Origin of the sequence: Sphingobium sp. LMA1-1-1.1 (genome assembly GCF_040676365.1) — a bacterium.
Taxonomy (GTDB): domain Bacteria; phylum Pseudomonadota; class Alphaproteobacteria; order Sphingomonadales; family Sphingomonadaceae; genus Sphingobium.
The window spans coordinates 314,169-327,418 of record NZ_JBEGHS010000001.1; the positions used below are offsets into that span (position 1 = coordinate 314,169).

General features: G+C 62.6%; 14 protein-coding genes and 1 pseudogene. 4 read left to right on the plus strand and 11 right to left on the minus strand.

Annotated elements, in window-relative coordinates; all coding sequences use genetic code 11:
* Positions 1-175 precede the first annotated feature (175 nt).
* From MRBLMA1_RS01575 to MRBLMA1_RS01590, 4 genes and pseudogenes are all read left to right on the plus strand, one after another.
* Positions 176-1,462, plus strand: a complete 1,287-nt coding sequence (locus MRBLMA1_RS01575; protein WP_363734639.1) for a pyruvate dehydrogenase complex dihydrolipoamide acetyltransferase — start codon at positions 176-178, stop codon at positions 1,460-1,462.
* Positions 1,462-1,863, plus strand: coding sequence for an acyl-CoA thioesterase (locus tag MRBLMA1_RS01580; RefSeq protein ID WP_363734640.1), 402 nt, complete (start codon positions 1,462-1,464; stop codon positions 1,861-1,863). The genes MRBLMA1_RS01575 and MRBLMA1_RS01580 overlap by 1 nt, the downstream gene beginning before the upstream one ends.
* A gap of 28 nt (positions 1,864-1,891) precedes the next feature.
* Positions 1,892-3,289, plus strand: a complete 1,398-nt coding sequence (lpdA, locus tag MRBLMA1_RS01585) for a dihydrolipoyl dehydrogenase (RefSeq protein WP_363734641.1) — start codon at positions 1,892-1,894, stop codon at positions 3,287-3,289.
* Positions 3,290-3,539: 250 nt separating this feature from the next.
* Positions 3,540-3,842 (plus strand): annotated as a pseudogene (locus tag MRBLMA1_RS01590) (phosphatase PAP2 family protein); the annotation flags it as partial.
* Positions 3,843-3,878: 36 nt separating this feature from the next.
* On the opposite strand, the gene MRBLMA1_RS01595 reads toward MRBLMA1_RS01590, so the two are convergent.
* From MRBLMA1_RS01595 to MRBLMA1_RS01645, 11 genes are all read right to left on the minus strand, one after another.
* Entirely contained in the window at positions 3,879-5,366 is a 1,488-nt protein-coding gene (locus tag MRBLMA1_RS01595) for a DUF2142 domain-containing protein (RefSeq protein WP_414714747.1), read from the minus strand.
* A 104-nt stretch (positions 5,367-5,470) separates the two neighbouring features.
* Complete coding sequence (locus MRBLMA1_RS01600; protein WP_363734643.1) at positions 5,471-6,418, minus strand: hemolysin family protein; 948 nt, start codon at positions 6,416-6,418, stop codon at positions 5,471-5,473.
* 99 nt (positions 6,419-6,517) lie between these two features.
* Entirely contained in the window at positions 6,518-7,018 is a 501-nt protein-coding gene (gene ybeY / locus MRBLMA1_RS01605; RefSeq protein ID WP_363734644.1) for an rRNA maturation RNase YbeY, read from the minus strand.
* 26 nt (positions 7,019-7,044) lie between these two features.
* Positions 7,045-8,049 (minus strand): PhoH family protein, encoded by a 1,005-nt coding sequence (locus tag MRBLMA1_RS01610; protein ID WP_363734645.1) that lies wholly within the window; start codon positions 8,047-8,049, stop codon positions 7,045-7,047.
* A 122-nt stretch (positions 8,050-8,171) separates the two neighbouring features.
* A complete protein-coding gene (gene miaB, locus MRBLMA1_RS01615; protein WP_363734646.1) occupies positions 8,172-9,521 on the minus strand; it encodes a tRNA (N6-isopentenyl adenosine(37)-C2)-methylthiotransferase MiaB in 1,350 nt (449 codons plus the stop codon).
* A gap of 27 nt (positions 9,522-9,548) precedes the next feature.
* The gene (locus MRBLMA1_RS01620) at positions 9,549-10,289 is read right to left on the minus strand and encodes a lysophospholipid acyltransferase family protein (protein WP_363734647.1); all 741 of its coding nucleotides are present in this window, start codon (positions 10,287-10,289) and stop codon (positions 9,549-9,551) included.
* A 6-nt stretch (positions 10,290-10,295) separates the two neighbouring features.
* Entirely contained in the window at positions 10,296-10,718 is a 423-nt protein-coding gene (locus tag MRBLMA1_RS01625; RefSeq protein WP_133652157.1) for a Fur family transcriptional regulator, read from the minus strand.
* Positions 10,719-10,841: 123 nt separating this feature from the next.
* Positions 10,842-11,267, minus strand: coding sequence for a MucR family transcriptional regulator (locus MRBLMA1_RS01630; protein ID WP_363734648.1), 426 nt, complete (start codon positions 11,265-11,267; stop codon positions 10,842-10,844).
* Between the two features lie 112 nt (positions 11,268-11,379).
* Positions 11,380-11,859, minus strand: a complete 480-nt coding sequence (gene rimI, locus MRBLMA1_RS01635; RefSeq protein ID WP_363734649.1) for a ribosomal protein S18-alanine N-acetyltransferase — start codon at positions 11,857-11,859, stop codon at positions 11,380-11,382.
* Entirely contained in the window at positions 11,856-12,485 is a 630-nt protein-coding gene (gene tsaB, locus MRBLMA1_RS01640) for a tRNA (adenosine(37)-N6)-threonylcarbamoyltransferase complex dimerization subunit type 1 TsaB (protein WP_363734650.1), read from the minus strand. The genes rimI and tsaB overlap by 4 nt, the downstream gene beginning before the upstream one ends.
* A gap of 100 nt (positions 12,486-12,585) precedes the next feature.
* Entirely contained in the window at positions 12,586-13,158 is a 573-nt protein-coding gene (locus tag MRBLMA1_RS01645; RefSeq protein ID WP_133652153.1) for a NifU family protein, read from the minus strand.
* Positions 13,159-13,250 lie beyond the last annotated feature (92 nt).

Below are 13,250 nucleotides of genomic sequence, written 5' to 3' on the forward strand. Positions count from 1 at the left end.
TTGGTCTTCTTCAGAACCGGCGCGCGCTGAACCCATATGGTTAGCTGTGAACCAGTGTGGTGAAATGTGGCGGATTATGGGCGGCTGCGCAAGGCTTGCCCTTGACCGTTCCGGCCAAAGCGCCGAAACGAAGCCCATCAGCCCCACGCCGGATAAGATGAGAGGCCTTCCACCCATGAGTAAGACGATCCAGATGCCCGCCCTTTCCCCGACGATGGAAGAAGGGACGCTGGCGAAATGGCTGGTGAAGGAGGGGGATACGGTATCCTCCGGCGACCTGCTCGCGGAGATCGAGACTGACAAGGCGACCATGGAATTCGAAGCGGTCGATGAGGGCGTCGTTGCGAAGATACTGGTTGCCGAAGGATCGGAAGGTGTGAAGGTCGGCACCGTCATCGCCATCATCGCGGAAGAGGGCGAGGATGTGTCTCAGGCAGCAGCAGGAAATGCCGCTCCCAAGGCGGCGCCCGCGGAGCGTGCCGCCCCGCAGGCCCAGCCGGTCGCCGCGCAGGCACCTGCGCCCGCGGCCAAGGCGGAACCGGCGCAAGCCGGGGCCGGGAAGGACCGCGTGAAGGCCAGTCCGCTGGCCCGTCGCCTGGCCGAAGCCAAGGGCCTCGACCTTGCTGGCCTTACCGGTACGGGCCCCAATGGTCGTATCGTGAAGGCGGACCTTGAAGGCGCTGCACCTGCAGCAAAGACGCCTGCTCCCGCATCCGTCGCAGCGCCTGCGGCTGCATCTGTGACTGCTCCTGCCGCTGCGCAGGATTTCGGCATCCCGCATGAAGTCATCAAGCTCAGCGGCATGCGCAAGACGATCGCGCGGCGCCTGACGGAATCCAAGCAGCAGGTGCCCCATATTTACCTGACCGTGGATGTTCAGCTCGACAAATTGTTGAAGTTGCGCGGCGAACTCAACGCCGGCCTGGCCTCGCGAGGTGTCAAGCTGTCGGTCAACGATCTTCTGATCAAGGCGCTTGGCGTGGCGCTGATCCAGGTGCCGGAATGCAATGTGCAGTTCGCCGGCGATCAGATGCTGCAATTCCAGCGGGCGGACATTTCGGTCGCCGTGTCCATCCCAGGCGGGCTGATTACCCCGATCGTGACCGAGGCCGACAGCAAGGGCGTTGCCGCCATCTCGACCGCGATGAAGGACCTCGCCAGCCGCGCCAAGGACGGCAAGCTGAAGCCGGAGGAATATCAGGGCGGCACCGCCTCGCTCTCCAATATGGGCATGTTCGGCATCAAGCAGTTCGAGGCCGTGATCAATCCGCCGCAGGGCATGATCCTGGCCATTGGCGCCGGCGAAAAGCGGCCCTTCGTCATCGACGACTCCCTTCAGATCGCGACGGTCATGTCCGCCACCGGCAGCTTCGACCATCGCGCCATTGACGGGGCCGACGGCGCCCGCCTGATGCAGGTGTTCAAGGAGTTGGTCGAAAATCCGATCGGTATGCTGGCCTGATGTCCCCGCTGGATGAGCAGCCACCGACGGAAAGTCCGGCGGTGCGGGTCATCGCCATGCCCGCCGATACCAATCCCTATGGGGATATTTTCGGCGGCTGGCTGATGAGCCTGATGGACTCGGCGGCGGGTTCCGTCGCCGCCCGCCATAGCCATGGCCGCGCGGTTACCATCGCGGTCGAGGGCATGACCTTCCTGCGTCCGGTGGTGGTCGGCGATGAGGTTTCCGTGTTCGCAAAGCTTATTTCGGTGGGCCGTACCTCCATGAAGATCGAGGTCGAAGCCTGGCGACGGACCCGTCATGACGACCGTTCCTATCGCGTGACCAAGGCGACCTTCACCTTCGTGGCGATCGGAGAAGATCGCCAGCCCCGTTCCGTGCCCGCCTTCCCGGCGGCGTAAAAAACAAAAAAGAAAAGCGAGATAGATCATGGCTGAAAATTATGATGTTATCGTTCTGGGTTCCGGCCCCGGCGGCTATGTCGCCGCCATTCGCGCCGCCCAGCTGGGCCTGAAGACCGCGATCGTCGAGCGCGAAAATCTCGGCGGCATCTGTCTGAACTGGGGCTGCATCCCGACGAAGGCCTTGCTCCGGTCGGCAGAAATCTTCCACTATATGCAGCATGCTGGCGACTATGGCCTGGCGGCGGAGAAGATCAGCGCCGACATCGCAGCGGTGGTGAAGCGCTCGCGCGGCGTTGCCAAGCAGCTCAATCAGGGCGTCACGCACCTGATGAAGAAGAACAAGATCACCGTCCATATGGGTGAGGGCAAGCTGACCGGGAAAGGCAAGCTCAGCGTCACGCGCGACGGCAAGACCGAGGAACTGACGGCGAAGAACATCATCCTCGCCACCGGCGCGCGTGCGCGCGACCTGCCCGGTACGCCGGCTGACGGCAAGCGGGTCTGGACCTATCGCCATGCCATGACGCCGCCGGAAATGCCCAGCAAGCTGCTGGTCATCGGATCGGGCGCGATCGGTATCGAATTCGCCAGCTTCTACAATGACATGGGCGCTGACGTGACCGTGGTCGAGATGATGGACCGCATCGTGCCGGTAGAGGATGCCGATGTGTCAGCCTTCCTCGAAAAGGCGCTGAAGAAGCAGGGCATGACCATCCTGACCGGCGCCGGCGTCAGCGATATCAAGGTCAGCGCGAACGGCGTGAAGGCGAAGCTGAAGGACAAGGCGGGCAAGGAGACGGCTGCCGAATTCAGCCATATGATCGTCGCCATCGGCATCGTTCCCAATACCGAGAATATCGGCCTCAAGGAACTGGGCGTCGCCATGGACGAGCGCGGTTTCCTGAAGACCGACGAAATGTGCCGCACCAATGTCGAGGGATTGTGGGCGATCGGCGACATCACCGCGCCGCCGTGGCTGGCGCACAAGGCGAGCCATGAGGGCGTGATCACGGCCGAAGCCATTGCCGGCAAGCATCCACATGCCATGGACCCCCGCAACATCCCTGGCTGCACCTATTGCCATCCGCAGATCGCCAGCGTCGGCCTGACCGAAGCGAAGGCCAAGGAAGCCGGTTATGAGGTGAAGGTCGGCATGTTCCCCTTCATCGGCAATGGCAAGGCCATTGCGCTTGGCGAGGCCGAAGGTTTCACCAAGACGGTCTTCGACGCCAAGACCGGCGAATTGCTGGGCGCGCACATGGTCGGTGCCGAGGTGACCGAGATGATCCAGGGCTACACGATCGGCAAGACGCTGGAGACGACGGAAGCGGAACTGATGCATACGGTCTTCCCGCACCCGACGATCTCGGAATCGATGCATGAAAGCGTGCTCGCCGCTTATGGGCGCGCGCTCCATATCTGATCGGCGTAAAGCCGTGGAGAAAGGCGCGGGGGCTTTGGCCCTCGCGCTTTTTTGCGTTTTGGGGATTGCCCTTCTCCAGCGGCAGGGATGGCTGGATGGGTTGAACTTCGGACTCATGGGCGCTGCGGGACGTGCGCGGGACAGTGGCGTCGGTGCGATCGTCACCCGGATCATGCAACTCGCTTCGGCCGTGGGCGGAACGGCCGGGCGCTTCGCATTGCTGGCTGCCTGCTGCGTGGCGCTATGGCGCATGGCGCGGGCGCGTGCCCTGTGGTTGCTTTGCGCGGTTGTGGGCGGGACGCTGCTGAATCTTGCGGCCAAGCAGATATTTGCCGCGCCCCGGCCCGATCTGTTGCCGCATCTCGACCTTGTGCACAGCTACAGTTTTCCGAGCGGCCATGCGGCGGGGAATATGATCTTCTTCGGGGCACTGGCGATCCTGGGCGGGCGGCGCTCTGTCTATGTCCTGATGGCGACGGCAATCGCGCTGATCGGGATCAGCCGGGTGTGGCTGGGCGTCCATTGGCCCAGCGACGTGCTGGCCGGATGGATCGAAGGGCTGGGCTGGCTGGCGCTGTGTCGCGTCTGGCTACCAGCGGGGGGAGGGCAGGAGGAGTCGGCGGATCGGGTCATGATGCGGGGGCATTCCGTCGGCGGTGACGAAGCCATGGACCCAGAAGCTGTCGAACACCGTGGCGGCGGCAATGCACAGTAGCAGCAATGCTGATCCGCCGAACAGCACGCCGGCACCGCGGAAGGGCGCGGCGGGCATGAGGGCGAGTAGCGCGAGAGGCAGGATGGGCAGGAAATAGCGTCCCTGCGTGCCCTGAATATAGTCCGCGCCGAGCGGCGTGCCCGTGAGGTACATGGCGGTTTCTATCAGCAGCGCAACCCCGGCGGCGACGGCGAGCCACCAGAGTCTTTGTCGCCAGGAAAGACCTGTGCCCGCCCCGCTGCAAACCGCGCCGGCCAGCATCGCGAGTGCCAGCGGATAGGCCAGCAAAGGCAGCAGGATAGCGTTCCAGCCAAAGCGGCCCACGATCTGAAACGCATAGACCGGCGCGCGTTCTGTCACGCTGGTCGCCAGGACATGAAGATAGGCCAGCGGGTCGTGCAGGATCACGGCAAATTGCCGGGCGAGCGGGGCTGTCGTGACCATTTCCCCCGTTTTGCGCGACATAATATGGTAAAGCGCCTGGCTCCCGCCGGAGAACTTCATCCACATAAGGAAGGCGAGCGCACCGACCGCCATCGCGGCCAGGAGGCAATAAGGGCGAAGATCACGGCGGCTCTCTGGCCTGCGCAATCCAGCCGCCATCAACGGCAAGTAGACGCCCTTCGCCAACGCCAGCAAAGGTGCCAATAGAAGGAAGGCGAGGCCGCGCTTGGCCGTAAATCCCATAAAGCCCGCCCGCAGCGCCAGGGCGAGGCCCAGAAAGCCCGTGCCGTTGATGACCGCATCGGGGGAGAGCGAACCATTTTGATAACAGAAGGTCGGCAGCAACGCCGTGCCGATCATGGCAAAGCGACCGAAGGGCATGAGGCGGAGCGCAACAGCAAGCGCGATCAGCGCAAACAGCGCATTCACGATCCGGCCGCTGTAGAATGCACCCAAAGGTGGCAGGCCCAAAGCCTCACCGATTGTCAGCCCGATGGCGCCCGGCAGATAGAGGGTGGGCGCATAATTTGCCACATTGGGGAAATCGGCAAAGCTGCGCTCGTCGCTACGGGTTTTCCCCTCATTCCATGCCGTTTTCAGCATCGAAGGGTGGAACAGGCGAACACCGGGGGAGGTTTGCGCCGTAAAATGGACATCGTGCAGGTCGATGGCCGAGCGAGGAAGGTCCGCGCCGATCATCTCGCCACGCCTTTGGGCCAGTATGCCGCCCTCGGAAAGGAACAGCGCCTTTACATAATGCTGGTTCTCATCAGGAGCCTGAAAGGGCGGCGTGACGCAGGCAAAGAAGAGCGTCGAGATGCAGATCAACGCATAGAGCCGCTTTTCCAGGCCGGTCCATGGCGCGTGGTCCACCGTCACCGGACCTGCCAAGCTGGATATTCGTCCGTCCCGTCGCATCGATTGCCCCCTGCCCCGGGGTGGCCTAGCGGCAAGCCCTTAATATTTCGCGCCGATGGCTGATCTGCATCGACAATTTGAGTAGCGCCCGCGTCAGGGCGGGATCAGTCCTCTTCGCGGATTTCCCGTTTTGCGGGCGGGTGCAGTCGCAGACGGCTGACGCGGCGTCCGTCGCTGTCCAGGATTTCGAGCTTCCAGCCGCTTTGGTCATGCTCGATGATTTCGCCCGGCTCGGGAACGCGACCGGCGATCACGAAGGCAAGGCCGCCCAGCGTATCGACATCCTCCTCGATGTCCGCCAGCCTTTCGTCGATTTCCTTCGCGACATCCTCCAGCTCGGCGCGCGCATCGGCTTCCCAGAGGCCGCCTTCCAGCGGAACCAGCATCGCTTCGGGTTCCTCATCATGCTCGTCCTCCACCTCGCCGACGATTTCCTCGACCAGATCCTCGAAGGTGAGCAGCCCTTCCGTGCCGGAATATTCGTCGAGCACGATGGCGAGATGGGTGCGCTTGGCCCGCATTTCCGCGAGCAGATCGAGCGCGCCCATGCTTTCCGGGACATAAAGCGGCTGGCGGATCAGCGGCTCGAGCGTGTCGGGCACCGGCGCCTTGCCCGCCAATATGGCGAAGGCGTCGCGAATGTGGATCATGCCGACGATGGTGTCCAGATTTTCGCGATAGACCGGAATGCGGCTGTGTCCCGCTTCAGCGAACAGCGCGGCGAGATCGGTGAAACTGGCCTTTTCCTCGATCGCGACGATGTCGGCGCGGGGGACAGCCACGTCATCGACCGTATGTTCGGAAAAATGCAGGAGGTTGCGGACCATCTGGCGTTCGATGGCGGACAGGTCGCCCTTGGCAGGAGGGGCGGCGCCTTCCTCCTGCTCCTCCTCATCATATTCGTCGAGCGCATCCTCCAGCTCGCGGCGGAGGCTGTGGCTTTCCTCATCGCCAAAGAGCAGCGACTTCAGGCCGCTCCATAAACCGCCCTCGTGGCTGCTACTGTCCGATTCCTTCGAACCGTTGCCGTCCTTGGGACCGCCTTCCGCCATTGTACTTCCTGTTCCCTTGTTCAAAGCATCGCGTGTAAAGACCTTGCCCTGACCCTCAAAGGGCAGACGGCCTTCCGCTAAAGCCGATGCCGTGCAATATCAACGGTCCCCATAGGGATCGGAAATGCCCAGACTGATCAGCGACTGGGTTTCCAGCGCTTCCATCGCTTCGGCCTCGGCATCCTCCATATGATCATATCCCAGCAAATGAAAAGTCCCATGGACGATCAGATGCGCGGCATGATCGGCGATGGAGATGCCTTTCTCGGCGGCTTCCCTGGCGCAGACTCCTTCCGCCAGCACGATATCGCCCAGCAGCACCTCGCCATCGTCAGTGTTGGCCGTGCCCTCCAGCAGGTCGGCCTGAACCATGGGGAAAGACAGGACGTTGGTCGGCCGGTCCTTGTCCCGATAGGCGCGATTGAGACCATGCACCTCTTCATCATCGGTCAGCTTTACCGCGACCTCGTAAAAGGCCTCGTCCGTCGCGAAGGACGCATAGGGGCTGTGGACGATCGCAGCCGTCACAGCGCGCTGGGCCAGGATTTCCCAGTCGGTATCGGGCCAGCCCTCTTCGTGCAGGACGGCGACTTCAATCATTTCGGGCACTCCACGCCATGCGGATTTCAGGCATCGGGGCCCTCATAGGCCTGGACAATGCGGCCGACGACCGGGTGGCGCACCACGTCGCTGATGCCGAAAGGCACGACGGAGATGCCATCCACCCCCTCCAGTCGCGCAACGGCGTCCGCCAGGCCGGAAATGCCGGGCTGCGGCAGATCGACCTGACGGGGGTCGCCGCAGATGACCATGCGGCTGCCTTCGCCAAAACGCGTCAGGAACATCTTCATCTGGGCGACGGTGGTGTTCTGCGCTTCGTCCAGCACGATGAATGCATTGGACAGGGTGCGGCCACGCATGAAGGCGAGAGGCGCGATCTCGATCTCGCCCGATGCAATGCGGCGTTCAACCTGCTCGGCCGGCAGCGTGTCATAGAGAGCATCATAGATGGGGCGAAGATAGGGGTCGACCTTCTCCTTCATGTCGCCAGGCAGGAAGCCGAGCCGTTCACCCGCTTCAACGGCCGGCCGGGAGAGGATCAGGCGATCGACGCTGCCGGTAATGAGCTGGCTCACCGCCTGCGCGACCGCGAGATAGGTCTTGCCGGTGCCTGCCGGGCCCAGCGCGAAGATGATGTCGTTGCGGGTGAGCGCTTCCATATAGGTCACCTGCGTCGCGGAACGCGGGACGATGGTCTTCTTGCGCGTCCGGATCATGACCTTGGGCGGTTCGGCCACGTCATGCCGAATGATGCCGTCCAGCGTCGGTTCGGCGGACATGGCGATCACGGCTTCCACCGCACCGGCATCGATTTCCTGGCCGGCGACGATGCGGTTGTACAGGCCGGTCATCACGTCGCGTGCGCGCGCTGCAGCCTCGGCGTCCCCCTCGATCTGGAGCTTGTTACCGCGGGCCGCGATGTAGACGCCCAGGCGGTTTTCGATGGCTACCAGATTCTGGTCATATTGGCCGAAAAGAGCACCCAGCAGGTGCGGCCGGTCGAAAGTGACTTCAAGTCGTGCGCGCTCGGCGACTTCGGCCCGGTGGGTATGATTGGGTTTTTTCGACATTCAGCAGCCTCCCTTTTCATCAGTCACACTCGCGTAGGCGAGTATCCATCTCCCGTCGGCTAAGCCTGGTGGACAGGGCTGGAGATGGGTTCCCGTTGTCACGGGAACGACTGTAAGTAGGTTCAAGCGGCCTTCCTCCTGCTGGGTTGTCCGGCCAGACTGTTCGGGCCGGCGCTGATGATATCGACTTCCGCCATGTCGCCGATGGAAAGTTCCGGCGCAGTGACGTGGACGGACTGAAGCCAGGGCGTCTTGCCGATAAGCTGGCCCGGATGACGGCCCTTGCGCTCCAGCAAGATGTCGGTGCGGCGGCCGACCGTGGCCGCATTGAACTCGACCTGATGACGGTTGATCAGCGCCTGAAGGCGGGCAAGCCGTTCATCCATTACCTCCGCCGGGATCTGCCCGTCCATGTCGGCGGCAGGCGTACCGGGGCGCGAACTATATTTGAAGCTGTAGCATTGCGCATAGCGGACCTGTTCCACGATCCTCAGCGTATCCTCGAACTCGGCCTCGGTCTCGCCGGGGAAGCCGACGATGAAGTCGCCGGAAAGCGCTATATCCGGTCGTGCCGCCCGCACGCGATCGATGATGCGCAGATAGCTGTCTGCGCTATGGCTGCGGTTCATCGCCTTCAGCACGCGGTCGTTGCCCGACTGCACGGGCAGGTGGAGAAAGGGCATCAGCTTGGGTTCGTCGCCATGGGCAGCGATCAGTCCGTCACTCATGTCGTTGGGATGGCTGGTGGTGTAGCGGATCCGTTTCAGCGCATCGATCCTGGCCAGTTCGCGGACGAGGCCGTCCATGCCCTGGGCCCGTCCCTTGTCGTCCTCGCCGGTCCAGGCGTTGACGTTCTGGCCTAGCAAGGTGATCTCCCGCACGCCGCCGTCAACCAGCGCCTTCGCCTCGTCCAGGATCGCCGACCAGCTTCGGCTTATCTCCGCGCCACGCGTATAGGGTACCACGCAATAGGTGCAGAATTTGTCGCAGCCCTCCATGATCGTCAGGAAGGCGGTGGGCCGCGCCTGTTTGGTGCGTGCGGGGAGGGCGCCGAACTTGGACGCCAGCGGCATGTCCGTGTCGACGGCCTGCTCGCCGCGCCGCGCTTGGTCGATCAGGTCTGGCAGCCGATGATAGGCCTGGGGGCCGACGACGATGTCGACATTGCGGGCACGACGCTGGATTTCGCCGCCCTCCGCCTGCGCGACGCAGCCGGCGACGGCGATCATTGGGCGGCTGCCGTCCTCGCGGGTCATGCGGCCGATATCCGAATAGACCTTGTCCACCGCCTTTTCGCGGATGTGGCAGGTGTTGAGAATGACCAGATCCGCTTCTACGCCTTCGGCTGCTGCGGTCATGCCGCGCTCTCCCAGCATTTCTGCCATGCGCTCGCCATCATAGACGTTCATCTGGCAGCCGAAGGATTTGACGTGGAATGTCGCTGGAGTCTTTTTGGCGTCGTACCGATTCATGCGATCCAGCTATACAAGGGCTGCGGCTCAAGTAAAAGGCGCCAGGTGCGCAATGATGCTGCTGGCTATTCTTTCCTGTGCCATGGCAGTCAAGGCCTTGCGATCGGGGCAGATTGCCGGATCGAACGGCTCCAGGAAGCGCAGTGTGACGTCAAGCTTGCCGCTGCGTTCCAGTAGTCTCTTGACGTTCGCCCCGGCCGGCTCGTTGCCATGCCAGCTGATCTCGGCGGTCGCCGGGCCATAGTCGATATGGACCGGCTGAATCCGGACTGATCGCGGAGGGGGAAGGAGTACAGCCAGCAGGGCGGGCTTGAACGGCAGGAGGCCGCTGCCGTCGCTGGTCGTGCCTTCCGGGAAAAGCGCAACCGGTTGATGCCCGGCCAAGGCCGCCCGCAGGGTGTCGAGCTGGGAGGAAAGCGCTCCCCGCCTGTCGCGGGCGACAAAAAGCGTATTGTTCTGCGCTGCCAACCAACCGATGACCGGCCAGCGCGCTATGCCGTCATGCGCGACGAAGGCCGCGCCCGTGGCGCCGCCCAGGACCAATATGTCCACCCAACTCACATGATTGGCGATGATGAAGCTGTCGCCCTGAAAGGGATGACCATCGATCCGCACGCGGGCTCCGACGGCGCGGCCCGCCAACGCCAGAAAGCGCGGCGGCCAGGGTGACCGGCGGCCAATCGCGCGCCAGAACAGATGTGGGATCAGGCAGAGCAGCAGGCTCGCGGCCAGGGCCGCCAGGCGCATGATGCGACGGAATGCAGCCAAGCTGCCTCAGCTCTTGCGGTCGAGCGCGACGCCGTACAGTTCCATCCGATGGTCGACCAGGCGAAAGCCGAGCTTTTCCGCGATCTGCTTCTGAAGCTGCTCCAGTTCAGGATCGACGAATTCGATGACATTGCCGGTTTCGACATCGATCAGATGGTCGTGATGGGATTCGGGCGCAGCCTCATAGCGGGCGCGGCCATCCCCGAAATCGTGCCGGTCCAATATGCCCGCTTCCTCGAACAGGCGGACGGTGCGATAGACGGTCGCGATGGAGATGCCCGGATCGATCGCTGCGGAGCGCCTGTGCAACTCCTCCACATCCGGATGATCGCTCGCGTCGCTCAGCACCTGGGCAATGACGCGGCGCTGTTCGGTGATGCGCAGGCCCTTTTCATGGCAAAGGGCTTCGACGTCGATCTTGCGGTTCATGCAGGCTCACTTGGCTGGAATTCACGTGGACCGGAAAGAGCCTAGCGGCTTTCCTCCCACTATAAAAGGGGCGCGCCATCGGGCGCTCCCCTTTTTCCTTGGGCTTTACCTGTGTTTGCGCGCTTATTTGGGTGCGCGGACGCGACGGCGCTTGGTGCCGAGGCCGATTTTCTTGGCAAGGCTGCGGCGCTGTTCGGCATAGTTGGGAGCGACCATCGGATAGTCCGCCGGCAGGCTCCATTTCGCGCGATAATCTTCCGGCGTCATTTGATAATGAGTCATCAGGTGGCGCTTCAGCATCTTGAGCTTCTTGCCGTCTTCCAGGCAGATGATGTAGTCGGGCTTGATCGAAGATCGGACCGACACCGCCGGTTCCGGCTTCACTTCAGGCACCGCAGCCGGCGAAGCAAGGCCGGAAAGCGCGGCATGCACATTCTGGATCAGGGTAGATACGTCGGAGACGGCGACGCTGTTGTTCGAGACATGGGCCGCGACAATATCCGACGTCAAAGTAATGAGCAGTTCGCTCTGCGCTGATTCGATTTCCATTTCTTTTCCCTGCGAAGGCTATTGGTTGCGCGACCCGCCCGAGGAAAATCATTTCAGGAGCGGTATGGGTCAGCTATACCGATGATTTACGTTTTGCAAGGGCGGATGAAAATCACCTGAGCATATCGATACGAAAGCTCAGTGCATCATGAAGTTGTCCATCGTTGCCGCGATAGTAACCGGGGCGGCGATGTACATATTCAAATCCGGCTTTTTCATACAGGCTTATTGCCGTATTCGACGCGCGCACTTCCAGATTCATCGACGTAATGCCCCGCTTGCGCGCCGTTCTGAGGCTATCGCGCAGCAGTGCCTCGCCAATGCCTCTTCCGCGCCAGAGCGGGCTGACGGCCAGCAACAATAATTCGCATTCGTCGAGCACCGAGCGCACGAGGGCAAAGCCGACCGGCGCGGCATCGATCCGGGCGATGGTGAGCCATGTTCCGGGCATCGTCATCACCCCGGCGAGTTGCGGCAGCGTCCATGCTTCGCCAAAAGCCGGGTCGAAGGCGCGCGCCATGATTTCCATGGCGTCGCTCATGGCGTTCCGTTCGCCATCCTCATAGGAATGGAGCGTCAGGCCTGGGGTCATGGTGCGGCCCGTTCCGCCATAGGCCGTGCATCGGCCCCGCGGCAGTAAATGGGGGAGGGCGGCAGGGGTGCCAATCCTGCCACCAATGGATAGTCGGCGGCATCGGGATAAAGGCTGACCGCCATGCCATGGCCGCGCGCGGTCACCAATGTTTCGGCGCCGGTGCCGTAGACGGTGGAATGCTCCAATTGGTGCGCCAGTTCGGCAATGGGCGTGGAAGCCGCCTTGCCGAGCGGTTCAAGCCCATCTGCGGAAAAGGTCTGCCAGAACAATTCGCCATGGCCGCCCGTGATGGTGACGGCCACAGGTCCGCTTTGATGATATGCCGCGGCGGCCTTCGCAGCGATGATCCCGAGAGCGCTGTAGCCATGCAGCGGAATGCCCCAGGCCAGCGCCAGCGCCCGCGCCGCGGCCACGCCGATCCGCACACCCGTAAAGCTACCGGGGCCGACATCGACGGCGATCGCATCGGCACGGCCGCCGTCTGGCAAGGCGGCAATGGCGGGCAGCAGGGCCTCCGCGTGCCCGCGTCCGACGATCTCATGAAAATGACCGAGGGGCACATCATCATCGAGCAACGCCACGGACAGCGCCTGTGTCGCGGTGTCGATGACCAATATGCGCAAAGAAAACCCCTGTAGACCGCTCGCCTGATGCGATGCCCGGCTATGCGGTTAATCGATCGGCGCGGCTTTGCCAATCATTCCCGGCAAACTGTTTTTTCGCTCAGACAGCGCGAACTTCCGTCACTTCGGGCACATAATGCTTGAGTAGCTGTTCGATGCCGTTCTTCAACGTCGCTGTGGAGGAAGGGCAGCCCGAACAGGCACCCTGCATGCGCAGATAGACGGTGCCCTTGTCGAACCCGCGATAGATGATGTCACCGCCGTCATTGGCCACTGCTGGACGAACGCGCGTGTCGATCAACTCGCGAATCTGCGCGATGATCTCCTCATCTTCCGGATCGTCGGCGAATTCTTCTTCTTCCGGCACGAAAATCTCGCCGGCGGAGCCGGGCGCGAACAGCGGCATGTTGGCAGTGAAATGTTCGAGCAGGACGGAAAGAATGTCGGGTTTCACGTCGCTCCACTGCGCGCCGGGCGCGATGGTGACGGAAATGAAGTCTCCCCCGAAGAAGACGCCTGTCACGTCGCCCAGCCCGAACAGCGCGTCGGCCAGCGGCGATGCCTCCGCCTCTTCCGGTGTGGCGAAATCACGGGTGCCCATGCCCATGACCACGCGGCCGGGAATGAACTTGACGGTGGCCGGATTGGGCGTCGCTTCTGTCTCGATCAACATGCCCGCTATGTGGAGAGAAGACTGCGCAAGATCAAGCTTTCGTGCTAAATTGCGTCTCGCAAAACGCTTGGCGCCGTCGATTGAGCCCCGCC

Coding starts and splice junctions, on each gene's coding strand:
- miaB (WP_363734646.1), bottom strand. CDS start 9,521: ATGAATCGGTACGACGCCAAAAAGACTCCAGCGACATTCCACGTCAAA.
- MRBLMA1_RS01600 (WP_363734643.1), bottom strand. CDS start 6,418: ATGGCGGAAGGCGGTCCCAAGGACGGCAACGGTTCGAAGGAATCGGAC.
- MRBLMA1_RS01610 (WP_363734645.1), bottom strand. CDS start 8,049: ATGTCGAAAAAACCCAATCATACCCACCGGGCCGAAGTCGCCGAGCGC.
- MRBLMA1_RS01575 (WP_363734639.1), top strand. CDS start 176: ATGAGTAAGACGATCCAGATGCCCGCCCTTTCCCCGACGATGGAAGAA.
- MRBLMA1_RS01595 (WP_414714747.1), bottom strand. CDS start 5,366: ATGCGACGGGACGGACGAATATCCAGCTTGGCAGGTCCGGTGACGGTG.
- MRBLMA1_RS01630 (WP_363734648.1), bottom strand. CDS start 11,267: ATGGAAATCGAATCAGCGCAGAGCGAACTGCTCATTACTTTGACGTCG.
- MRBLMA1_RS01625 (WP_133652157.1), bottom strand. CDS start 10,718: ATGAACCGCAAGATCGACGTCGAAGCCCTTTGCCATGAAAAGGGCCTG.
- MRBLMA1_RS01580 (WP_363734640.1), top strand. CDS start 1,462: ATGTCCCCGCTGGATGAGCAGCCACCGACGGAAAGTCCGGCGGTGCGG.
- lpdA (WP_363734641.1), top strand. CDS start 1,892: ATGGCTGAAAATTATGATGTTATCGTTCTGGGTTCCGGCCCCGGCGGC.
- MRBLMA1_RS01645 (WP_133652153.1), bottom strand. CDS start 13,158: ATGTTGATCGAGACAGAAGCGACGCCCAATCCGGCCACCGTCAAGTTC.
- rimI (WP_363734649.1), bottom strand. CDS start 11,859: ATGACCCCAGGCCTGACGCTCCATTCCTATGAGGATGGCGAACGGAAC.
- ybeY (WP_363734644.1), bottom strand. CDS start 7,018: ATGATTGAAGTCGCCGTCCTGCACGAAGAGGGCTGGCCCGATACCGAC.